This is a genomic window from Roseitalea porphyridii (genome assembly GCF_004331955.1).
GTDB lineage: Bacteria > Pseudomonadota > Alphaproteobacteria > Rhizobiales > Rhizobiaceae > Roseitalea > Roseitalea porphyridii.
This window is the reverse complement of the sequence record NZ_CP036532.1, coordinates 920,263-943,245: the sequence shown is the minus strand read 5'-3', so window position 1 is coordinate 943,245 and position 22,983 is coordinate 920,263. Positions and strand designations below refer to the sequence as shown.

The 22,983-nt window shown below is 65.8% G+C and carries 19 protein-coding genes; 7 read left to right on the top strand and 12 right to left on the bottom strand.

Annotated features, from left to right (window positions below):
• Positions 1-174: 174 nt before the first annotated feature.
• From fdhF to E0E05_RS04480, 5 genes are read right to left on the bottom strand one after another with little or no spacing between them, the layout of a single operon-like run.
• Entirely contained in the window at positions 175-3,132 is a 2,958-nt protein-coding gene (gene fdhF, locus E0E05_RS04500) for a formate dehydrogenase subunit alpha (RefSeq protein WP_244597931.1), read from the bottom strand.
• On the bottom strand, positions 3,129-3,491 hold the full coding sequence (locus E0E05_RS04495; protein WP_131615634.1) for a hypothetical protein: 363 nt from the start codon (positions 3,489-3,491) through the stop codon (positions 3,129-3,131). The genes fdhF and E0E05_RS04495 overlap by 4 nt, the downstream gene beginning before the upstream one ends.
• Complete coding sequence (locus tag E0E05_RS04490; RefSeq protein ID WP_131615633.1) at positions 3,488-4,126, bottom strand: LysE family translocator; 639 nt, start codon at positions 4,124-4,126, stop codon at positions 3,488-3,490. The genes E0E05_RS04495 and E0E05_RS04490 overlap by 4 nt, the downstream gene beginning before the upstream one ends.
• On the bottom strand, positions 4,119-4,604 hold the full coding sequence (locus tag E0E05_RS04485; RefSeq protein WP_131615632.1) for a GNAT family N-acetyltransferase: 486 nt from the start codon (positions 4,602-4,604) through the stop codon (positions 4,119-4,121). Before E0E05_RS04485 ends, E0E05_RS04490 begins: the two co-directional genes overlap by 8 nt.
• Positions 4,605-4,607: 3 nt before the next feature.
• On the bottom strand, positions 4,608-6,287 hold the full coding sequence (locus E0E05_RS04480; RefSeq protein WP_131615631.1) for an NADH-ubiquinone oxidoreductase-F iron-sulfur binding region domain-containing protein: 1,680 nt from the start codon (positions 6,285-6,287) through the stop codon (positions 4,608-4,610).
• 191 nt (positions 6,288-6,478) lie between these two features.
• Between E0E05_RS04480 and E0E05_RS04475 the strand changes: the two genes are divergently transcribed.
• Positions 6,479-8,062, top strand: a complete 1,584-nt coding sequence (locus E0E05_RS04475) for a trimethylamine methyltransferase family protein (RefSeq protein ID WP_131615630.1) — start codon at positions 6,479-6,481, stop codon at positions 8,060-8,062.
• Positions 8,063-8,078: 16 nt separating this feature from the next.
• Here E0E05_RS04475 and E0E05_RS04470 read toward each other — a convergent pair whose 3' ends face one another.
• Complete coding sequence (locus E0E05_RS04470; protein ID WP_131615629.1) at positions 8,079-8,372, bottom strand: hypothetical protein; 294 nt, start codon at positions 8,370-8,372, stop codon at positions 8,079-8,081.
• Positions 8,373-8,436: 64 nt separating this feature from the next.
• On the opposite strand from E0E05_RS04470, the gene E0E05_RS04465 reads away from it, so the two are divergent.
• From E0E05_RS04465 to bmt, 5 genes are all read left to right on the top strand, one after another.
• A complete protein-coding gene (locus E0E05_RS04465) occupies positions 8,437-10,998 on the top strand; it encodes a GcvT family protein (RefSeq protein ID WP_131615628.1) in 2,562 nt (853 codons plus the stop codon).
• 224 nt (positions 10,999-11,222) lie between these two features.
• Positions 11,223-12,050: a UDP-2,3-diacylglucosamine diphosphatase gene (locus E0E05_RS04460; protein ID WP_131615627.1), complete on the top strand. Its 828-nt coding sequence runs from the start codon at positions 11,223-11,225 to the stop codon at positions 12,048-12,050.
• A gap of 61 nt (positions 12,051-12,111) precedes the next feature.
• Positions 12,112-13,350: a BtaA family protein gene (locus E0E05_RS04455; RefSeq protein WP_131615626.1), complete on the top strand. Its 1,239-nt coding sequence runs from the start codon at positions 12,112-12,114 to the stop codon at positions 13,348-13,350.
• Positions 13,351-13,389: 39 nt separating this feature from the next.
• Complete coding sequence (locus tag E0E05_RS04450) at positions 13,390-14,028, top strand: class I SAM-dependent methyltransferase (protein WP_131617890.1); 639 nt, start codon at positions 13,390-13,392, stop codon at positions 14,026-14,028.
• A gap of 76 nt (positions 14,029-14,104) precedes the next feature.
• On the top strand, positions 14,105-15,121 hold the full coding sequence (bmt, locus tag E0E05_RS04445; protein WP_131615625.1) for a betaine--homocysteine S-methyltransferase: 1,017 nt from the start codon (positions 14,105-14,107) through the stop codon (positions 15,119-15,121).
• A 358-nt stretch (positions 15,122-15,479) separates the two neighbouring features.
• Here the strand turns inward: bmt and sbmA are convergent, their stop codons facing one another.
• A complete protein-coding gene (gene sbmA, locus E0E05_RS04440) occupies positions 15,480-16,778 on the bottom strand; it encodes a peptide antibiotic transporter SbmA (RefSeq protein WP_131615624.1) in 1,299 nt (432 codons plus the stop codon).
• Between the two features lie 165 nt (positions 16,779-16,943).
• Here sbmA and E0E05_RS04435 point away from each other — a divergent pair, with 165 nt between their 5' ends.
• On the top strand, positions 16,944-17,354 hold the full coding sequence (locus E0E05_RS04435; RefSeq protein ID WP_131615623.1) for an MAPEG family protein: 411 nt from the start codon (positions 16,944-16,946) through the stop codon (positions 17,352-17,354).
• Positions 17,355-17,364: 10 nt separating this feature from the next.
• Here E0E05_RS04435 and E0E05_RS04430 read toward each other — a convergent pair whose 3' ends face one another.
• The 5 genes from E0E05_RS04430 to E0E05_RS04410 all read right to left on the bottom strand — a co-directional run bounded on the left by E0E05_RS04430 (position 17,365) and on the right by E0E05_RS04410 (position 22,827).
• Positions 17,365-18,405, bottom strand: coding sequence for an ABC transporter ATP-binding protein (locus E0E05_RS04430; protein WP_131615622.1), 1,041 nt, complete (start codon positions 18,403-18,405; stop codon positions 17,365-17,367).
• Positions 18,398-19,336 (bottom strand): ABC transporter ATP-binding protein, encoded by a 939-nt coding sequence (locus tag E0E05_RS04425; RefSeq protein WP_131617889.1) that lies wholly within the window; start codon positions 19,334-19,336, stop codon positions 18,398-18,400. The genes E0E05_RS04430 and E0E05_RS04425 overlap by 8 nt, the downstream gene beginning before the upstream one ends.
• Positions 19,337-19,397: 61 nt before the next feature.
• Positions 19,398-20,315, bottom strand: coding sequence for an ABC transporter permease (locus E0E05_RS04420; protein WP_131615621.1), 918 nt, complete (start codon positions 20,313-20,315; stop codon positions 19,398-19,400).
• Positions 20,312-21,235, bottom strand: coding sequence for an ABC transporter permease subunit (locus E0E05_RS04415; protein ID WP_131615620.1), 924 nt, complete (start codon positions 21,233-21,235; stop codon positions 20,312-20,314). Before E0E05_RS04415 ends, E0E05_RS04420 begins: the two co-directional genes overlap by 4 nt.
• Before the next feature lie 62 nt (positions 21,236-21,297).
• Entirely contained in the window at positions 21,298-22,827 is a 1,530-nt protein-coding gene (locus E0E05_RS04410) for a peptide ABC transporter substrate-binding protein (RefSeq protein ID WP_428977600.1), read from the bottom strand.
• Positions 22,828-22,983 lie beyond the last annotated feature (156 nt).

Genomic DNA, 22,983 nt, shown 5'->3' with positions numbered 1-22,983 from the left:
TGATCTGCGCGCCCCGTTCTTCCGCCGGACGCTCTTCAAGCGGGTGTCATTGCGGGCTCTATGGAAGGACATCGCCTTCCGACCCTGACAAAGAGGATCATAAGGCGGGCCCGCCCCAAGTCAAACTTGCGGGCGCCGTTTATCTTTTCCGTGGCGGCGACAAAGGCGGCCGGCCTATTCGGCCGCCTCGGCCTGTGCGACGCGGCTGACGCGCGCGGCGCAATATTTGAACTCGGGGATCTTGCCGAACGGGTCGAGCTGCGGGTTGGTCAGCACGTTCGCCGGGCTCTCGTTGAAGCAGAACGGCATGAAGATCATGCCGTCGGCCACCTCGCGATCGGCGCGCAGCACGGCCTGGATCGTGCCGCGCCGGGTCTCGACGGCGATCATCTGGCCCGGCTTGAAACCGTGCCGGCCGATCTCGCGCGGGTTCATGGCGGCGATGCCCTCGGGCTCGATGTCGTCGAGCACGGTGGCGCGGCGGGTCATCGCGCCGGTGTGCCAGTGTTCGAGCAACCGGCCGGTGGTCAGCACCAGCGGATAGTCCTCGTCGGGCACCTCGTCGGGCGGGCGCAGATCGGCGGGCACCAGCCGGCCGCGTCCGTCGGCGGTCGGGAAGCCGTCCGTGAAGATCACCTCGTTGCCGAAGCCGCCGGGCTCGGAGACCGGATAGGTGACCGAATCCTCGGCGAGCAGACGCTCCCAGGAGATGTGCTTCAGCGACGGCATCACCGAAGCCATTTCGGTGTAGACCGCGCCGACACCGTCATATTGCCAGTCAAGGCCGATCCGGTTGGCAAGTTCCACGATCAATTCCCAGTCCTGGCGCGCCTCGCCGGGCGGGTCGAGCGCCGGACGGCCGATCTGCACCTGTCGGTTGGTGTTGGTGTAGGTGCCCCATTTTTCCGCCTGCGCCGAGGCCGGCAGGACCACATCGGCATGCCAGCAGGTCTCGGTCAGGAAGATGTCCTGCACGACCAGATGATCGAGTTTTGCAAGCGCCGCACGGGCGTGGTGCTGGTCGGGGTCGGACATGGCCGGGTTTTCGCCCATGATGTACATGCCGCTGATGTCCCCGGCATGGATCGCGTCCATGATCTCGACCACCGTGAGGCCGCGCTTCGGATCGAGCGACCTGCCCCAGAAATCCTCCATCGAGGCGCGCACGTCGGCGTTCTCGACGAGCCGGTAGTCCGGATACATCATCGGGATCAGACCGGCATCGGAGGCGCCCTGCACGTTGTTCTGCCCTCGCAGCGGATGAAGGCCGGTGCCGGGGCGGCCGACATGGCCGGTGATCAGCGACAAGGCGATCAGGCCGCGCGAATTGTCGGTGCCGTGCGTGTGCTGGGAGATGCCCATGCCCCAGAAGATGATCGAGCGCTCGGCAGTGGCATAGGTGCGCGCGACGTCGCGGATCGTCTCGGCGGACACGCCGCAGACTTCGGCCATCGCCTCGGGCGAGAAGTCCCTGACCTTTTCGCGCAGCGCGTCGAACCCGTCGACATGGGCCTGGATGTACTGCTCGTCATAGAGTTTCTCGTCGACGATCACATGCAGGACCGCGTTGAGCAGCGCCACATCGGAACCGGGCGTGAACTGGACCGGATGGGAGGCATGGCGCATCAGCTCCTGCCGGCGCGGATCGATGACGATCAGCTTCTTGCCGTCCTTTGCGGCCTGCTTGAAATAGGTCGCCGCGACCGGATGGTTGGTCGCCGGACGCGCGCCGATGACGACGATGCAGTCGGCCTTGAGCGCGTCGGTGAACGGCGCCGAGACCGCTCCCGAGCCGACCCCTTCCAGAAGCGCCGCCACCGACGATGCGTGGCACAGCCGGGTGCAATGGTCGACATTGTTGGTGCCGAAACCCTGCCGGATCAGCTTCTGGAACAGGTAGGCCTCTTCATTGGAGCCCTTGGCCGAGCCGAAGCCGGCGAGCGCGCCGCCGCCGCGTTCGTCGCGGATCTTCGCAATGCCGGATGCGGCGCGTTCCAGCGCCTCCTCCCATGACGCCTCGCGGAAGATGTCGGTCACCTTCATGAAGCGCATGTCGATGTCGCCGGCCTTGGGCGCGTCATCGCGGCGGATCAGCGGTTTGGTCAGCCGCTCGGGGCTCATCACGTAATCATAGCCGAACCGGCCCTTGACGCAGAGCCGGTTCTCGTTGGCGGGGCCGTCGCGGCCGTCGACCTGGACGATGCGGCCGTCCTTGACGTTGATCGTGGTCTGGCAGCCGACGCCGCAGAACGGGCAGACGGAATCGACCGTCCCGTCGAACTCGTGGATGGCGCGGGTGCGGCCGGCCTCGTCCATCAGCGTCTTCTCGTAGAGCGCGCCGGTCGGGCACGCCTGCACGCACTCACCGCAGGTCACGCAGGTCGAAAGCCCCATCGGATCGTGGATGTCGAAGACCGGGACCGCGTGATGGCCGCGCTCGCCCATGCCGATCACGTCGTTGACCTGCACCTCGCGGCAGGCCCGCACGCACAGCCCGCAGGCGATGCAGCTGTCGAGATTGACCGCGATCGCCGGGTTGGTGAGGTCGTGGAGGGGGGCGTGCCCGACCTCGCCCAAGCCTTCGGCCATTTGCCCCTCACCGTCTCCCCTCACGCGGGGAGTTTGCCCCTCACCCGTACCCTCTCCCCGCGTGCGGGGAGAAGGGGACGCGAGCCCCGATGCCGAGGCCTCCCTCTCCCCGCACGCGGGGAGAGGGTAAGGGTGAGGGGTCGTCTGACCGAACTTCGACGGCAATCGCTCCGACCCGCCAATGCCCATCGTCTCGGCCCATTGCCAGAAAGCCGATTGATCGTCCGGACTTTCGGCGCGGGCGGGCATGTCGGCGGCAAGCATTTCGAACACCATGCGGCGCGCCCTATCGGCGCGGTCGGTGTCGGTGCGCACGCTCATGCCTTCGGCGGGCTTGCGGATGCAGGAGGCTGCCAGCGTGCGCTCGCCCTCGATCTCGACCATGCAGGCGCGGCAATTGCCGTCGGGCCGGTAGCCGGGCTTGTCGAGATGGCACAGATGCGGGATGCGCGTGCCTTCGCGCCTGGCGACCGTCCAGATCGTCTCGCCCGGTTCGGCGGTGACGGTCCTGCCGTCGAGCGTGAACGAAACGGTCTTGCTCATGGTGCAAAGGCCTTCCTGATCGCCTCGACATGGTCCAGCGGGTCGGCGGCGCGGTCGAAGCAGACCGAAACGTGTCCGTCGGGCAAAGCGACCACGAGCTGGAGAAAATTGCCATAACCGACGATAACGAATTCGGCGCCGCCGCAGTCGATGTTGCCGCGTTGACGGGCAAGCGTCAGGAGTGTCGGATTGACGAGCAGTTCCTCGTAGCGGTCGCTCTCACCGGAAGATGCTCCGGCAAGGCCTTCCCTTTGCCGGCTTTGCAGCTTCCCGGCCCGATAGATGGCCACATAGCGTATCGCGTTGTTCAGCGCGAAGATGCGCTCGTAGGGGTCGGCGTTCGTGGCAGCAGAGTTCATGGCGCACGCATCTCCCTTACGCCATCAAGCAGCAGGCGTCCGCCGAGGGCGCCGAACGCCAGCCCGAACGCGGCCTCGATCCAGCGGGCGAAACGCTGATAGGCGCGTCCGGCGAAGCCCGACGAGAACAGGAACGCATAGCTTCCATAGACGGCCATCGCCGACAGGGCGGCGAGCGGGCCGAAGACGACCACCTGCCAGGCCGCAAGGCCCGAGCCGAACAGGAACGTGCCCACCGCCGTCCACATCAATGCGGCCTTGGGGTTGGTCAATACCACCAGAAGTCCGCGTCGCCACGCGGCGCCCGCCGACAGGGCCGCGCCGTGCGCGCGGATGCTCGCCTGGCCGCCGCGCCGGGCCGACAGAAGCGCGCGCAGGGCGAGCCAGAGCAGATAGGCGCCACCGGCGATCTTCATCGCGGTCAGCAGCTTCGGATAGATCGCAAGCACCGCGGCAAGACCGAACGCCACCGCGACGGCCCAGATCATCATGCCGGTCGAAACGCCCATGACGGTCATCAGCGCCGCCTTGCGTCCCTGCCCCAGTCCGGCGCTCGCGACGGCCAGAAGATTGGGTCCGGGCGCGGCCTGCGCCAGAACGACCCCGGTCAGCGTGATCAGATAGGCTTCAAGCATTCTCAATCTCCCCAGCAAGCATGGCCATCGCGCCGCCTTCCCAGCGCAGGTAGCTCTTGTGCGTATCAGAACCGCCGAGCCTTTCGTAAAGCGCCTTGGCACGGGAATTGTCACCGTCAACCGTCAGTTCGAGCCGTGTCGCACCAAGCCGGCGCGCCTCGGCTGCACTCCGTCGCATGAGCGCTTCACCAATGCCGCGACCACGTGCATCGGCGGCGACGTAAAGGTCCTTGATGAACATGGACACATTGAGATTGCCCGCCGGGAAAAGAGGCACGAGCGTTGCAAAGCCCAATACACTCTCGCCATCGACGGCCACGAGGACCCGCGTATCGTTGTTGGCCGAGAACCAACGCTCGAGTTTGGGCAGCACACGATCGACCGGCAGAGCATTCGAGCCCTCATAGTGGATGTTCTCCTCGTCCATCACCTTGGCAAGTGACGGCAGATCGGCATCGGTCGCCTGGCGTATCTCCATCGGTCAAAGGTCCTCCCGGAAGTGCGTCAGCAGATGATTGACCGGGTTGGGCGCTGCCTGGCCGAGACCGCAGATCGACGCATCGCGCATCACCTGCTCGAGATCGCGGATGGTGGGTTCGTCCAGAGGACCGTCGCGTTCGAGCAGTTGCACGAGCTTCTCCGTACCGCCCCGGCACGGCGTGCACTGGCCACAGCTCTCATGGGCGAAGAACCGCATCAGGTTCAGCGTCACGTCGCGGATATTGTCCCTGTCCGACAGGATCACGACCGCGTGGCTGCCGACGAACGCGCCGTGCCGGAACAGCGTGTCGCCGAAATCGAGCGGAATGTCGTCCATCGACGCCGGCAGGATGCCGCCAGAGGCGCCGCCGGGCAGATAGGCCTTGAAGGTGTGCCCGTCCGCCATGCCGCCGCAATGGTCCTCGATCAGTTCGCGCACGGTGACGCCGGCCGGGGCCAGCTTGACGCCGGGTTCCTTCACCCGCCCCGAGACGGACCAGGAGCGCGGGCCGGGATGGCCCTCATTGCCCTGAGCGGCGAACCAGTCCGCCCCGTTCTCGACTATGTCCCTGATCCACCACAGCGTCTCGACATTGTGGTTGAGCGTCGGCCGGCCGAACAGGCCGACCTCGGCGATATAGGGCGGGCGATGGCGCGGCAGGCCGCGCTTGCCCTCGATCGATTCGATCATGGCGCTCTCTTCGCCACAGATATAGGCCCCTGCCCCGCGCCGCAGTTCGATGAAGCCCGGCTCGCACAGGCCGGCCTCCTCGAGCGCGGCGATCTCGGTGCGCAGGATTTCAAGGACGGCCGGATATTCGTCGCGCATGTAAAGGTAGATGCGGTCGGCCTCGACGATGTGGGCGGCGACCAGCGCGCCCTCGAGCATGCGGTGCGGATCGGTCTCCAGATAGTGGCGGTCCTTGAACGTGCCCGGCTCGCCCTCGTCGCCATTGATCGTCATCAGGCGCGGGCCGGGATAGGAGCGCACGAACCCCCATTTCTTTCCGGCCGGAAAGCCGGCCCCGCCAAGCCCTTTCAGGCTGGCGCCGGACAGCATCTCGATCAGCGTGTCGGCGCCGACATCACCGGCGCGGACCCGTTCGAGGACCTGATAACCGCCGAATTCGAGGTAGGCGTGCAGGGCGATGTAGTCGGGCACGGCGACGTCGAAGGCGCCGGTCTCGGCCATTTCGACAAGCCCGGCGGCGCTGGCATCATCGACCTCGCGGTTGCCGATACGGGCGGCCGGCGCGGTCGCGCAGCGGCCCATGCAGGGCGCGCGCACCACACGAATGAGCGCGGGGTCGGCGGTCGCTTCGAGTTCGCCGATCAGGGCTTCGGCGCCGGCCAGCATGCAGGAGACTGAATCGCACACGCGCACCGTCAGCGGCGCGGGCTTTGCCTCGCCTTCCCTGACCACATCGAAGTGGTCGTAGAACGAAGCGACCTCGTACACCTCGGCCTGGCTGAGGCGCATCTCCTCGGCGAGCGCGCGCAGATGGCGCGCCTCCAGGCAGCCATAGGTGTCCTGGATACGGTGCAGGTGCTCGATCAGCAGGTCGCGCCGGCGCGGCGCCGCTCCGAGAACCAGGCGCACCTCGTCGAGCGCGACGTCGTCGAGCTGGCGGCCCTTGGGCAGATGCGCCTTGCGGCGGCGGGCGGGTTCGATCTGGTTCATCGGTCTGGTCGGCTCCTGATGCCCGGCACGCTAACGCGGCGCAAACAAGATGACTTTCCTTGAAGCGTCAACCGCGCGTCGTGATCACCATGGCGGCACGGCTCCGATGTCGCATTGCCAGCCCTGTAGGTCGAAGAATTGATCGTGATGGTTGCAGGCCGGGGCGACAGTGTCGGGTCAGGGAGACCCGCATGGACACCTTGATCAGCGAAGCCGTTCCGGAGCCGCCAAAGCGCCTCAAGCGCGGCGGCCGCGCGGGCAACCAGCGGCGCGGCGGTGCTGCGATCCGGCAGATGCCATGGGAAGTCCCCGTCAACAGCGACAGGCCGATCGAACCGCTGCCGCCCGAAGGCGTCGAGGCGATCCATGACGGCACGATGCGCATTCTCGAGGAGGTCGGCGTCGAGTTCCTCAACCGCGAGGCGGTCGAGATCTTCCGCAGCGAGGGCTGCCTGATCGACAGGGAGACGCCCGACAGCGCGCGCGTGCGGTTCGGCCGCGACTTCATCATGGAGAAGATTGCGCTGGCGCCGGGCGCCTTCACGCTGACGCCGCGCAACGAAGCGCGCCGGATCACGATCGGCGGCGACCATATCGTGTTCGGCAACGTCTCCTCTCCGCCAAGCTGCTCGGACCTCGACCGGGGGCGCCGCACCGGCGATCGCGCGGCCTATCAGGACCTCATCAAGCTGACGCAGTATTTCAACTGCCTGCATTTCGCCGGCGGCTATCCGGTCGAGCCGATGGACCTGCATCCCTCGATCCGGCATCTGGACTGCCTCTATGACAAGCTGACGCTGACCGACAAGGTCGTGCACGCCTATTCGCTCGGCTCCGAGCGGGTCGAGGACGTCATGGAGATGGTGCGCATCGCCGGCGGGCTGACCCATGACGAGTTCGACGCCACGCCGCGCATGTACACCAACATCAATTCGACCTCGCCGCTCAAGCATGACTGGCCGATGATCGACGGGCTGATGCGGCTGGCGCGGCGCGGTCAGCCGACCATCGTCACCCCGTTCACGCTGGCCGGCGCGATGAGCCCGATCACGCTGGCCGGCACGGTCGCCCAGTCGCTGGCGGAATCGCTGTGCGCCATCGCGCTGATCCAGACGATCAATCCGGGCTGCCCGTGCGCGATCGGCACGTTCTCGTCCAACGTCGACATGAAGACCGGCGCGCCGGCGTTCGGCACGCCCGACTATATCCGGACGACGCAGATGACCGGGCAGATGGCCCGCCATTACGGCCTGCCGCTGCGCTCGTCGAACACTTGCGTCTCGAACGCCCCCGACAACCAGGCGACCTGGGAGAGCGCCCATTCGCTGTTCGCGGCGATCACCTCGGGCACGAACGTGGTCTATCACGCCGCCGGCTGGCTGGAGGGCGGGCTGTGCGCGTCCTACGAGAAATTCATCATCGACTGCGAGCAGGTCCAGCAGCTCATCGCCTATATGAAGCCGGTGAAATGGGACGCCGACGAGATCGCGCTCGAGGCGATCGCCGAAGTCGGCCAGGGCGGGCATTTCTTCGGCATCCAGCATACGCAGGACCGCTACGAGACCGCCTTCTACGCGCCGTTTCTGTCCGACTGGAGCAATTACGAGAACTGGCGCGATCGCGGCGCGGTTCAGACCGTCGAGCGGGCCAACCGGATCTGGAAGCAGATTCTCGCCGAATTCGAGCCGCCACCGATGGACGCGGCGATCCGCGAGGAACTGGAGGACTTCGTCGCCCGCCGCAAACAGGAAGGCGGCGCGCCGACGGACTTTTGAGATGACGTGCGAACGGTCAGTTCAGCCAGCCCAGCGCATTGGCGACAAGCACGGCGCCGAAGACCATGCCGACCGTGCCGACCATCATCGTGAAGGCGACCGCGTAGATCGCGCCGGTATCCGGCTTCGTCGCCAGAACGGCATCGATGCGCATCAGATCCTTGTCGATCCCGGTCAGGCGTTCGTCGACGTGTTCGAAGCGCTTGTCGACCTGCTCGAAACGCCTGTCCACCTGTTCGAAGCGCGCCTCCATGCGGGCGCTCATCGCCTCGATCATCGACTTCAGGCTCTGAAACTGATCCTCGGTCATCGACGCCATTCCTCTTTCGGAATGGAATATATCGTGAACAAATGCGCCTGACAAGGAAGTCATCATGAAAACATCCACGCGTGTCGTCGTCATCGGAGGCGGGGTCGTCGGCTGCTCGGTGCTCTATCATCTGGCCAAGGCCGGCTGGACCGACATCATGCTGATCGAGCGCTCGGAACTGACATCGGGCTCGTCCTGGCACGCGGCGGGCGGCTTTCACACGCTCAACGGCGACCCGAACGTCGCCAAGCTGCAGGCCTACACGGTCGGGCTCTATGACGAACTCGAAAAGGTCTCCGGCCAGTCCTGCGGGCTGCACCTGACCGGCGGCGTGATGCTGGCCGAGAGCCCCGAGCGGATGGATTTCCTGCGCACGCTGCACGCCAAGGGGCGCCATCTTGGCATGCAGACCGAACTGATCACCCCGTCCGAGGCCAAGGCGATGTTCCCGCTGATGGACGAGAGCCAGTTCGTCGGCGCGCTGTGGGACCCGGTCGAGGGCCATCTCGATCCTTCGGGCACGACGCACGCCTATGCGCGGGCCGCACGGAACCTTGGCGCCGAGATCGTCCTGCGCAATCCGGTCAGGGAGCTGACGCAGGACGTCGACGGCACGTGGAACGTGATCACCGAGCAGGGCACGGTGCGCGCCGAGCATGTGGTCAATGCGGGCGGTCTTTGGGCGCGCGAGGTGGGCCGCATGGTCGGGCTCGAACTGCCGCTGCTCGCCATGGAGCACATGTATCTTCTGACCGAAGACATGCCCGAGGTGCTTGAATTCAACGAGCGCTACGGCCGCGAACTGATCCATGCGGTCGATTTTGCCGGCGAGATCTACACGCGCCAGGAACGCAACGGCATGCTGCTGGGCACCTACGAGCAGGCCTGCCGGCCCTGGTCGCCGGTGAACACGCCATGGGATTTCGGCCACGAGCTGCTGGCGCCGGACCTTGATCGTATCGCGCCGTCGCTGGAGATCGGCTTTGCGCATTTCCCGCCGTTCGAGAAGGCCGGCATCAAGCAGATCATAAACGGGCCCTTCACGTTCGCGCCCGACGGCAATCCGCTGGTCGGGCCGGTGCGGGGCCTGACCAATTACTGGTCGGCCTGCGCGGTGATGGCCGGCTTCAGCCAGGGCGGCGGCGTCGGGCTGACGCTCGCCAACTGGATGGTGCATGGCGATCCGGGCGCCGACGTTTGGGGCATGGACGTCGCCCGCTTCGGCGACTGGGCCACCCTGCGCTACACCAACGCCAAGGTGCGCGAGAACTATTCGCGCCGCTTCCGGATCCGCTATCCCAACGAGGAACTGCCCGCCGCCCGGCCGCACCAGACCACGCCGATCTACGATATCCAGGTCGCCCAGAACCATGCCGTCATGGGCGATTCATGGGCGCTTGAAACGCCGCTATGGTACGCGCCATCGGCCGAGGAGGCGCACGATGTCGTCAGCTTCCACCGGTCGAACGATTTCGATCACGTCGCCGCCGAGGTGAAGAACGTCCGCGACAATGTCGGCATCACGGAGGTGTCGAACTTCGCCAAATACGAGGTTACCGGCGAAGGCGCCGAGGCCTTCCTGTCGCACCTGATGACCAACACCATGCCGAAGACCGGGCGCATGGTGCTGACCCCGATGCTGAACGAGTTCGGCAAGCTGATCGGCGACTTCACCATCGCCAAGCTGGGCGAGAACCGCTTCATGATCTGGGGTTCGTCGGCGGCGCAGGTCTATCACATGCGCTGGTTTGAAAAGCACCTGCCAGGGGACGGCTCGGTCGCCGTGCGGCGCTTCGGCATGACGCTGATGGGCCTTTCTATCGCCGGACCCAACAGCCGCGCCGTCCTGCAGAAACTCACCGACACCGATGTGTCGAACGAGGCTTTCCGCTTCATGGACAGCCGCGAGATCGACGTGCAGGGCTCGCCCTGCATCGTCAGCCGCATCTCCTACACGGGCGATCTGGGCTATGAATTGTGGTGCGAGCCGGCCTATCTGCGCAAGCTCTACACCGACATCAAGCAGGCCGGCGCCGAGTTCGGTATCCGCGACTTCGGCATGCGGGCACTTCTGTCGATGCGGCTCGAGAAGAACTTCCCGACCTGGGGCCACGAACTGCGGCCGATCTACGGCCCGTTCGAGGGGTCGATGGACCGGTTCGTCAAGCTGTCCAAGAACGATTTCATCGGCCGCGAGGCCGCCGCCCGCGAAAAGGAGCAGGGGCCGAAGCTGCGCCGCGTGTCGTTCATGATCGATGCCGACACGGCCGACGTGATGCATGACGAGCCGATCTGGGCGAAGGTCGGCGAAACCGACTACGGCACGGTCGCGCCACCGCACGAGGTCGGTCCGCGCCGCTTCAACGGTTCGGGCGAGACGATCGAGCCGCCCGGCATGGCGACGATCACCGATGGCGACTGGCGCGTCGTCGGCTGGGTGACATCGGGCGGCTTTGCGCACGGCGTCGGCAAGTCGATGGCGCAGGGCTATGTGCCCGCTCCGCTCTCCGAGCATGGGGATACTGGACTGTTCGAGATCGAGGTTCTGGGCGTGCGCCGTCCGGCGGTGATCGCGGTCGAACCGCCCTTCGATCCGGAAGGCAAGCGCATGCGCGGGGTCGCCTGACGCCGACGCGGTCGCACAGTCGTCCACTCCCCCGCCGCGTCCGGAAACGCGGCGGATCATCTTTGACAAGCCGGAGGGGATCGGGCATCGGACGGGTCACGCTCCCGCATCGCCCGTGCGATCCGAGTTTCCACATTTTGCGTAGACGGAACAACGGTGTGGGTCACATGGCTGACACACGAATCTGATTCAGCGATGTCAAACGAGCTTTGGTGGGACTGACCATGAACGAGCCGCAGCGGTTCCGGACGCTGTTTCTGTCCGACATCCATCTTGGAACACGCGGCTGTCAGGCCGAAATGCTCATCGATTTCCTGCGCGAGCACGATGCCGACCGGATCTATCTGGTCGGGGACATCTTCGACGGCTGGCGCCTGAAGAAGGGTTGGTACTGGCCGCAGACCCACAACGACGTCGTCCAGAAGCTTCTTCGCAAGGCGCGCAAGGGCACCGAGATCATCTACATTCCCGGCAATCATGACGAGGTGATGCGCTCCTATCTGGGTTCGCACTTCGGCGGGATCGACGTTCGGGACCGCGACATCCACGAGACGGCCGACGGCACGCGGTATCTCGTCATCCATGGCGACCAGTTCGACATGGTGGTGCGCAACGCCAAGTGGCTCGCCCATATCGGCGACTGGGCCTACACGGCGGCGCTGTGGTTCAACGGCTGGTTCAACCGCGTCAAGCGCCTGTGGGGTGGCCAGTACTGGTCGCTGTCCAGATGGCTCAAGCTGAAGGTCAAGCAGGCGGTCAACTTCATCGGCGCGTTCGAGGAGGCGCTCGCCGCCGAAGCCCGACGCAGCCGGGTGGACGGCGTCATCTGCGGGCATATCCACCACGCCGCCATCAAGTCGCAGGCGGGCATCCGCTACGTGAACACGGGCGACTGGGTGGAAAGCTGCACGGCGATCGCGGAGACCGAAACGGGCGAGATGGTGCTGATCGACTGGGTCGAGATCGCCCGCGCCCGCCGCCGGGCGAAGCTCATCGATCTGCGGGCGGCCAAGGCCGGCAAGCCTGCAAAAGTCAAGCCGCGCGCTGCCTGACCCGCCGGGCCGGGGCCACCGGCCCTCATCGACACGCGCAATCCAGAGGAACCCGACCAAGATGGGCTCGCCTTCCGCAAACCCAACCGTCCGCACCCAGCTCGGGGGCGCCGTCCAGCAGAACAGCGCGCTGAGCGTAACCGGGCTGCTCGAGCGGCTCTTCGCGCACACCTTCACCGGGCTCGTCTACGCGCAGATCTGGGAAGACCCGGTGGTCGACATGGAGGCGCTCGAGATCGGTCCGGACGATGCGATCGTCGCCATCGCCTCGGGCGGCTGCAACGTGATGAGCTATCTGACCGCCGGGCCGGCCTCGGTGGAGGCGGTCGATCTGTCTCCCGCCCATATCGCGCTCAACCGGCTCAAATATGCGGCGCCGGTGCACCTGCCGGACCACGAGGCGTTCTTCCGGATGTTCGGCCGGGCCGATGTGCAAGGCAATGCCGACCTGTTCGACCGCCATCTGGCGCCGCATCTCGACGTCGCCACCGTCGATTACTGGAACGGCCGCATGGGGGTGACGGGCCGGCGCATCGCCATGTTCGAAAGGGGCTTCTACCGCTACGGCGCGCTCGGCCTGTTCATTTCCTGGGCCCACCGGATCGCCCGGCTGAACGGGGTCGACCTGACCGGGTTCGTGCGCTGCCGCGATCTCGACGAGCAGAAGCGCTTCTTCGAAGACAAGGTGAGGCCGGCCATCGACAGCCGTGTCATCCGCTGGATCACGCTCAACCGCGCCTCGCTGTTCGGCCTCGGTATTCCGCCCCAGCAGTATGAGGCGCTGGCAAGCGCGGCCGACGGCGACATGCACGCCGTGCTGACCGAGCGGACGCGCGCGCTGATGTGCGATTTCCCTGTCAGGGACAATTACTTCGCATGGGCCGCCTTCAACCGCGGCTATGACCCTTCCGGAGAAGGGCCGCTGCCGCCGTACCTGCAGCGGGAGAACTTCGAGACGGTGCGCGCCAATGCGCACAAGGCCTCGATCCGGAACAGGACTCTGACCGACTTCCTGAGCGACGCGCCCGCCGCGTCGAAGGATTGCTATGTGCTGCTCGACGCGCAGGACTGGATGACGGACGCCCAGCTCAACGATCTGTGGACGCAGATCACCCGCACCGCCCGCCCCGGCGCGCGGGTCATCTTCCGCACCGCCGGCATCGAGACGATCCTGCCCGGCCGGGTTTCGGACAGCCTGCTCGGCCGCTGGGACTATCATGCCGAGCGTTCGGCCGACCTGCACCGCAAGGACCGCTCGGCGATCTATGGCGGATTCCACCTCTACACGCTGAGGGATTGATCGGTGACGGACACGGACACCGCCAGCCACTCCCGGCTGATGGATGCGGTCTACCGCAACCAGCGCCACATCTATGATCTGACGCGCAAATACTATCTGCTCGGCCGCGACCACATGATCGGCGAACTCGGCGTTCCGGCCGGCGGCACGGTGCTCGAAGTGGCGTGCGGCACCGGCCGCAATCTGGCGCTGGCTGCGCGCCACTATACTCATGCCCGGCTCTACGGGTTCGACATCTCGGCCCAGATGCTCAAGTCGGCGCAGACGACCATTGCGCGCAAGGGCCTTCAGGACCGGGTTACGCTCGCCGAGGGCGATGCGACCGATTTCGATCCCGAAACGCTGTTCGGCGTCAAAAGCTTCGACCGCGTCTTCATCTCCTATTCGGTATCGATGATCCCGGTCTGGAAGGAAGCGATCGCCCACGCGATGGAGGTGGTGGCGCCGGGGGGCGAACTGCATGTTGTCGATTTCGGTCAGCAGGACGGATTGCCGGGCTGGTTCGGAAAGGCGCTGCATGGCTGGCTCGCCAAGTTCCACGTCGCCCCGCGCGCCGATCTCGGAGCGGTCATGGCCCAGGTCGCCGCCGCGCACGGGGCGCAGGCGCATTTCAGATCGCTCTACCGGGACTATGCGCGCTACGGCCGGATCGTCCGGTCCTCTACGGCTTCGTCCTGATCGCAGGATCGCGATTGCAATGACATAAAGACTTCTTTATGTGGTTATGCGATTTCCCGCGTGACCGGAGCCGTCCATGACCGCCGACAATCCACTCGCCGCCCTGATCGCCGAAAAGGGCGTGCTGCTCGCCGATGGCGCCACCGGTACGAACCTGTTCGCGATGGGTCTTGAATCGGGTGACGCGCCGGAGTTGTGGAACATCGAGGCGCCCGAGAAGATCGTGGCGCTGCATCAGGGTTTCGTCGACGCCGGCTCCGATATCATCCTGACCAATTCGTTCGGCGGCACGCGCCACCGGCTCAAGCTGCACCATGCGCAGGACCGGGTGCACGAACTCAACAGGGCGGCCGCCGAAATCGCCCGCAAGGTGGCCGACGTCGCCCCGCGCAAGGTGATCGTCGCCGGTTCGGTCGGCCCGACCGGTGAACTGCTGGTTCCGCTCGGCAAGCTTACCTACGACGACGCGGTCGATGCGTTCCGCGAGCAGGTCGCCGGATTGAAGGCGGGCGGCGCGGACGTGATCTGGATCGAGACCATGTCGGCGCCCGACGAGATGCGCGCCGCCGCCGAAGCGGCCGGCGCCGAGGGCATGGCCTATACCTGCACCGCCTCGTTCGACACGGCCGGCAAGTCGATGATGGGGCTGCATCCGAAGAACATCGCGCACGTGTTCGACCCGGTTTCGAGGAAGCCGGCAGCGGTCGGCGCAAATTGCGGGGTCGGCGCCTCTGACATCCTGTCCTCGCTGATCGACATGCGCGAAGGCGCCCCGGACGCGACGATCATCGTCAAGGGCAATTGCGGCATCCCGGAGTTCCAGGGCGAGAACATCGTCTATTCGGGCACGCCCGAACTGATGGCCGACTATGTGCGGCTTGCGATCGATGGCGGCGCGCAGATCATCGGCGGCTGCTGCGGCACCTCGTTCGAACATCTGAAGGCGATGCGCACGGCGCTGGACGAACACCGGAAGAACGGCGCCTTGACGCGCGAGATCATCGTCGAGCGGATCGGACCGCTGGTCAACAGCCCGGCGGCCGACGGCGAAGCGGCGCCCAAGCGCGAGCGGCGCGGCCGCCGGCGGGGGTGACGGCAGGGCCGACGTCTGGCTCACGAGTGTAGCCCCCACCCCTCACCCCTCCCCCATAGATGTGGGAGGGGGACTTCGATCATCAGCTTCACCTGCCAAGCCGGCACCTGGCACCGCAATCGGAAGCAAGATGCGATGTTCACGTCCTCCCTCCCACGCTTGCTTGGGAGGGATGAAGGGTGGGGGTAAGAATCGCGATAGCCACGTGCTTTCGCGCGCAAGCCTCTACTCCTTACCCATTAATGGGATGGGATCTGAGCACCGGGCCCGGTCACTGTCTGTCGAGCCAGGCTCGAACCAGCCCGTAGCGCCGCAAGTGTGAGAGCCGCCGCGCCAGCCGCAACAGCTCGAAGCCCGCCTACACCCCGCTGCCCACCGTCTCGACATCGGCTTCGCCGCCGCCGGCGCCGTGGATCTCGAGCCATTCGCGATCGATGTCCGGCAGATCCTTGTCGTCGATCGCCGCCTCGAACGACTGCAGCCGCTTGTAGATCGACAGAAGCTCGACGATCGTCGTCCAGGAATTGACCAGATACTGGAACGAGTTCGACACTTGGTTGAAGGCGGTCAGGATCTGCTGGAGGATGCCGAAGGTGAAGCCCACCGACGCACCGACGACGATCGTCGGGATCAGCAGGATATAGACGAAGATGTTGTCCGCCTGAAGGTAGGCGAAGCGGAACACGTTGAAATACATGTATTCCAGATAGAGCCGGAAATAGTTGCGCCGGACATCGCCGAACAGGTCGCGGACGGTCGGCGGCTGGGCCCGCTCGGCGCGGTCCTCGCCATAGACCAGTTCCTTCCGGTAGGCCGCCTCGACGCGCTGGTTCTTGAACTCAAGACCCGGCAGGCGGATGCCGGCCAGCGCCAGCATGCCGGTCCCGAACAGGGACCAGACGATCGCCGCGGTGAACAGCGGCGCGGGGATCTCGCCGACGATCGGCAGTTCGGTCACATACTGCGAAAGGGTCCACAGGACCGGCAAGAACGCGATCAGCGTCATCACCGCGTCGACGGCGGAAACGCCCAGGCCCTCCATGATTCCGGCAAAGCGCATCGTGTCTTCCTGCACGCGCTGGGAGGCGCCCTCGATGTGCCGGACCTGCTTCCAGCGGGCCATGTAGTAGTCGTTCATCGCGGTGCGCCAGCGGAAGATCCAGTGACTGACATAGAAGCGGAAGACGACGATGACCGCGATGAACAGGAAGGCGAGTTGCGCGAAGATCAGGATCAGGCCGAACAGGTCGGCCGCCGTGACCGTCGAGCCCTCGGTCAGCGCCTCCTGGACGCCGTCGAAGAACGGCCGGCGCCAGTTGTTGATGGCGACCGAGACCTGCACGTTGAAATAGGTCACGAACAGGATCAGGGCCGAGCCGAGGATCGACCACATCTCCCAGGGATGGTGCGCGCGCCGGTGCCAATAGGCCGCAAACAGGGCGACGGCGATCCCGTAATAGACGTAAAACCAGAGAAACTCGGGCGTCAGGAAATGGCCGAGGCCGATGACAGGTTCCTCGCCTTCGGCGGTGATGCCGAGACCGATCGAGGCGCCGAGCCGGCCAAGGCCGGCGTACCAGCCGATCATGACGATCGCGGTCCAGGCCAGGGCGGAAAGGAAAAAGGGCTTGGGCTGGGGGAAGAAGGATTTGAACACCGGCGGTCCTCTTGCGGACGGTCAACGGAAAAGTGTTTGTGAGGGTTGTAGGCCAATTGACGTTGAAAAACAGGGCCAGCGATCAATCCGGGCTCAATTCGTCGTGTGCTCAACATCAAAGCAGGCTAAGCAGACGCCCGCACCAACCGCCGCAAGAGAGACACCATGACCGACCCCGCGCTCACGGCCACCGGCCTTTATGCCGGCCTGTGCATGCTGATCATGTTCTGGCTCGCAAACGCCATCGGCACGCTGCGACGCGCCCACATGATCGCCGTCGGCGATGGCGGCAACAAGCACCTGGCGAAGATCATGCGCGGACAGGCCAACGCCGCCGAGAACATGCCGCTGTTCCTGATCATGCTGGCGATCGGCGCGTTGACGGTCGTGCCCCTCGTCGCCGTGCACGGGCTCGGACTGGCGTTCGTGATCGGCCGGGCCCTGCACGCCTGGCACTTCATCCAGAAGCGGGCGCCACTGTGGCAGCGCTTCGTCGGCTTCGGCATCGCCGCGCTGGCGACGTTCGGCCTGGCGCTGTGGCTGATCGGTGCGGGGCTCTGGTCGCTCATCTCCTGAGCGCCCTGCCCTATTGTCCTTCCGGCAGTTTCGGCACGCTGGTCTCGTCGACCAGAACGCAGGCCGCTTTCTGTCCCGTCGGGGCGGTGCGCAGGTCGGGCTGGGCCTTGCGGCAGGCGTCGTGCACGTGCGGACAGCGGCTGGAGAACACGCATCCGGGCGGCGGATCAAGCGGCGATGGCGGATCGCCGATCAGCGGATGGCTCTGGCGCTGGCGCGCGATGACCGGGTCGGGAATGGGCGCGGCGGCCAGCAGCGCCTGCGTGTAGGGATGGGCGGGATTGTCGAACACGGCATCCTCGTCGCCGATCTCGACCACCTGGCCCAGATAGAGCACGAGGATACGGTCCGAAATCAGCCGGACGATCGACAGATCGTGGCTGATGAACAGATAGGCGAGGTTGAATTCCTCCTGCAGCCGCTTGAGCAGCGTGACGATCTGCGCCTGGATCGACACGTCGAGCGCCGAGACGGGCTCGTCGCAGACCACGAGCCTTGGCCGCGTGACGATGGCGCGGGCGATGCCGATGCGCTGCGCCTGGCCGCCGGAGAACTCGTGCGGAAAGCGGTTGATCATCTCGGGGGCAAGGCCGACCGCGTCCATGGTCTCGACCACGCGCGCGGTGCGCTCGGCACGGCTCAGACCCTTTTCGAAGACGGTCAGCGGCTCGGCGATGATCTGGCCGACGGTCATGCGCGGATCGAGCGAGGCGATCGGGTCCTGGAAGATGATCTGCATGTCGCGGCGCGCAAGGCGCATCTGCTCGTCGGTCAGCTCGGTCAGCGACCGGCCCTGCCAGAGGATGCGGCCTTCGGTCGGCTCGATCAGGCGCATGATGGAACGGCCGAGCGTCGACTTGCCGCAACCGCTCTCGCCGACGATGCCCAGCGTCTCGCCGGGCTCCAGCGTCAGGTCGACATGGTTGACCGCACGCAGCCGCGCCGGACGCGCGAACAGGCCCTGCGAGACCTCGAATTCGGTGACGAGCCCCTGAACGTCGAGCAGAGGGCCGTCCCGGGTCTCGCCCGATGGGCTTGGCGCTTCATTCATCGGCCAGCGCCTCCTGCTTGCGCGGCGCGTTCAGCGGCTTGATGCAGGCCGCCGTGCGGTTCCGTCCGACATCGGCCAGCGGCGGCACGGCCGCCTGACAGGCGTCCTCGGCATAGGCGCAGCGCGGATGAAAGCTGCAGCCGGCGGGCAGATCGACGAGGCTCGGCGGCCGGCCGGCGATCGGCCTGATCTCGCTCTCGGCGCGGTCGACGCGCGGAATGGAATGCAGCAGCGCCTCCGCATAGGGATGGGCGGGCCGTGCGAAGAGGTCGTCCACCGGCGCATTCTCGACAATGCGGCCGCCATACATGACCGCGACCCGGTCGGCGAGCCCCGCGACGACGCCAAGATCGTGGCTGATGATCACCAGCGTCGTGCCCATCTGGGTGACCAGTTCCTGGAACAGTTCGAGGATCTGCGCCTGGATCGTCACGTCGAGCGCGGTGGTCGGCTCGTCGGCGATCAGCACCTTGGGCTCGGCCAGCAGCGCCATGGCGATAACGACGCGCTGGCGCATGCCGCCCGAAAGTTCGTGCGGGTAGAGCCGGAAGCGCTTGGCCGGGTCGGGAATGCCGACCCGCTCGAGCATGGCGATGGCGCGTTTTTCGGCCGCGGCCCGGCCCATGCCGAAATGCACCTCGAGCGGCTCGGTGAGCTGGCGCGAGATGCGCAACGTCGCGTTCAGCGCGGTCATCGGGTCCTGAAAGACCATCGACATCTCGCGGCCCCTGATCCGGTCAAGCTGGCGCGAGGACATCTCGAGCAGGTTGCGGCCGCCGAACTCGGCGCGGCCGGTGACGCGCGCATTGTGGGCCAGAAGCCCCATCACGCCGAGCCAGCACTGGCTCTTGCCCGACCCGCTCTCGCCGACCACGGCGAGCTTTTCACCCTGCTGCAGCGTCAGGTTCATCTCCGTGACCGCCTTGACCATGCCGTCGGGCGTGTCGAAGCGCACGGAGTAGTCGGTCAGTGTGAGCTGTGCCGTCACGGGGTCAGCGGTCCTTGGGATCGAAGGCGTCGCGCAGGCCGTCGCCGATGAACAACAGGCTCAGAAGCAGCGCGACGAGGAAGATGGAGGGGAACAGGAGCAGCCAGGGCATCACCTCCATGACGTCGGCGCCCTCGGAGATGAGCGTGCCCAGCGAGGTAAGCGGCTCCTGCACGCCAAAGCCCAGATAGGACAGGAAGCTCTCGGTGACGATGATCTCGGGCACGGTCAGCGCCGCGTAGATGATCACCGGGCCGGTGAGGTTGGGGATGATGTGGCGGGTGATGATCCTGAAGGCGGGCTGGCCCGACGCACGCGCCGCCTCGACGAATTCGCGCTCCTTCAGCGCGATCGTCTGACCCCGCACGATGCGCGCCATCGTCAGCCACTCGATCATGCCGATGGCCGCGAACAGCAGATAGACGTTGCGCCCGAACATCACCATGAGCAGGATGACGAACAGGATGTAGGGAAGCGCGTACATGATGTCGACGAAGCGCATCATGGCCTGGTCGACGCGTCCGCCCATATAGCCGGCCACCGCGCCATAGAGCACGCCGATGATCATCGACACGGCGGTTGCGACCAGCGCCACCAGAAGCGACACGCGGGTGCCGTAGAGCGTGCGCGCCAGAAGGTCGCGGCCGTTCTGGTCGGTGCCGAAATAGTGGCCCGTGTCGAACGAGGGCGGCGCGCGGAAGGCGTTCCAGTCGGGCGTCTCGTAGTCGTAGGGCACCAGATAGGGGCCGATCAGCGCGGCGATGACGATGAAGGCGAGCAGGAACAGCGAGGCGACGGCCGCGTGGTTCTTGCGCAGTCGGCGCATCGCATCCTGGGTCAGCGAGCGGCCCTTGGGCGCCCTTGCGACATGGTTGGCAAGATCGTCGACGGCGTTCTCGCGCAGCGCGGAATAAAGGATCATCGGGTCCGGACCTTGGGATCGAGCCAGGCATAGGCGATGTCGACGAGCAGGTTCAGGACAACGATCAGCACCATGTAGAAGATCACGGTGCCCAGAACCATGCCGTAGTCGCGGTTCAGCGCGGCATTGATGAAGAAGCGGCCGATGCCGGGAATGCCGAAGATCTGCTCGACGACCAGCGAGCCCGTCAAAAGGTAGCCGGCCGCCGGGCCGAGATAGCTGACGACCGGCATCAGCGCCGGCCGGATCGCGTGACGGGTGATCATCAGGCGCGGACCGATGCCCTTGGCGCGCGCGGTGCGGATGAAGTTGGCGTTGAGGATCTCGATCATCGAGCCGCGCATCAGCCGCGAGATGCGCGCGGCATGGCTCCAGGCGAGCACGACGACGGGAAGGACCAGATACTCCCACGAGCCGTCGCCCCAGCCGCCGACCGGCAGCCAGTCCAGTTCGACGCCGAAGATGAGTTGCAGGATCGGCGCGATCAGAAAGTTGGGCAGGATCAGCCCGATCAGGATGATCGCGGCGGACAGATAGTCCGGCAGGCGGTTCTGATAGAGCGCGCCGAGGACGCCGGAGATCACGCCGACCACGATGGCGACGACGAAGGCCAGTCCGCCGACGATCATCGTATAGGGAAGGCCGATGGCGATCTGCTCGGCGACCGAGAAGTCCTCGTTGATGAAGGACGGGCCGAGATCGCCGCGCAGCACGTTGCCGACATAGATGAGATATTGCTGGATCAGCGGCTTGTCGAGATTGTAGTGCGCGGCGAGGTTTTCGAGGATCGCCGGCGGCAGCGGGCGCTCACCGTCGAAGGGCCCGCCGGGCGCCAGCCTCAGGATGAAGAAGCACGCCGTGACGGCGATGAACAGAACCGGGACCATCGTCGCGAGGCGACGCAGGACATAGCCGAGCATGGCGACACTCCGGAGGTATCCGGCGGCCGCGCGGGCCGCCGGACAGGGTCACACGTTTCGTCCTACTCGTTGATCGACATCCAGCGGGTGCGGTGGATGTCGAACACATTGTCCTCGAACCCCTCGATGTAGGGTTTCACGACGTTGCGCGAGATATAATAGTAGATCGGGATGGAGGCGGACTGGTCGAGCGCGATCTGCTCGGCTTCCTTCATGACCGCCGCGCGCTCTTCCAGATCGGTGATGGTCGCCTGCTCGTCCAGCAGCGCGTCATAGTCCTCGTTCGACCAGCGGCCGTAGTTGAACGGAACGCCGGTTTCCAGAAGCTGCAGGAAGTTGAAGGCGTCGTTGTAGTCGGCGAGCCAGCCGGCGCGCGCCACATCGAGGATGCCCTTGGTCAGCTCGTCATAGTGCACCTTGGTCTCGGTGTTGTAGAGTTCGACCTCGATGCCGAGCGGCTTCCACATGGCGGCGACGGCGACGGCGATGCGCTTGTGGTTCTCGTTGGTGTTGTAGCGCAACTGGAGCGACAGCGGGTTGTCCTCGTTGAAGCCGGCTTCCTCGAGCAGCCGCTTGGCTTCCTCGACCTTGGCGCCATAGTCCATGTCGGCCCAGTCGACGCGCGCCGGATCGCCGTAATTGGCCATGCCCGGCGGAACCCAGGAATAGGCCGGCAGTTCGCCGGTGCCCAGGATCTGCGGACCGATCACCTCGCGGTTGATCGACATCGACAGCGCCTTGCGCACGTTGGGATCGGTGAACGGCTCCTGCTGCGTGTTGACCGCGTAGTAGTAAAGGCCCGCGAACGGCGCGACTCGCGCCTCGCCCGGCAGGTTCTCCTGCATCCACTGATACTGGTCGGTCGGGAACTCGGTCAGGATGTCGAACTCGCCGGCACGGTAGCGTTTCAGCGCGGCCGATTCATCTTCCAGCGTGAAAAACTTCACGCCTTCGATCGCCAGGTTTCCGGCGTCGTAATAGTTCTCGTTGATCTCGGTGAGAACGTGCGAGCCGGGCACCCATTCGGTGGGCTTGTAGGGCCCGTTGACGACGATGTTCTCGACGCGCACCCACTCGTCGCCATTGGCTTCCACCGCGTGCTGCGGGATCGGATAGGCGGTGTAGTGGGTCAGGGCGCTGAGCAGGTAGGGCGTCGGGTTCTCCAGCGTGATCTCGAGCGTCCGGTCGTCGAGCGCCTTGACGCCGAGGCTGTCGAGCGCCTCGTTCTCGCCGGTGTTGATCGCCTCGGCATTCTTGATCGTGTACTGCAGATAGGCGTAGTCGGCGGCCGTTGCGGGGTCCATCAGGCGCTGGAACGCGAAGACGAAATCGTCCGCCGTCACCGGCTCGCCGTCGGACCAGACCGCGTCCTCGCGCAGCGTGAAGGTGTAGACCAGCCCGTCGTCGGAGATTTCCCAGCTCTCGGCCATGCCGGGGATCGGCTCGGCATTGACGTCCTCGGTGACGAGCCCCTCGAAGATGTCGCCGACGACGCGGTTCTCCCAGTCGCCGGAGACCTTGTGCGGATCGAGCGAGGTGACGTCGCCGCCATTGTGCATGTTCAGAACGCGCGCGTCGGCGGGCGCGGCCATAAGCAGCGCGATCGCCGTGGCCGCTGCCGCGGCCGTGAGGTTCCTGTTGAGCAGCATGGATGATGCCTTTCCCAAAACGGGTTTTCGGGTGGCGACCCGAAGCGGGCCGCGATGGTGGACGTCCGGGCGATGGCCGCGGCGACCGATTGGCGCGAG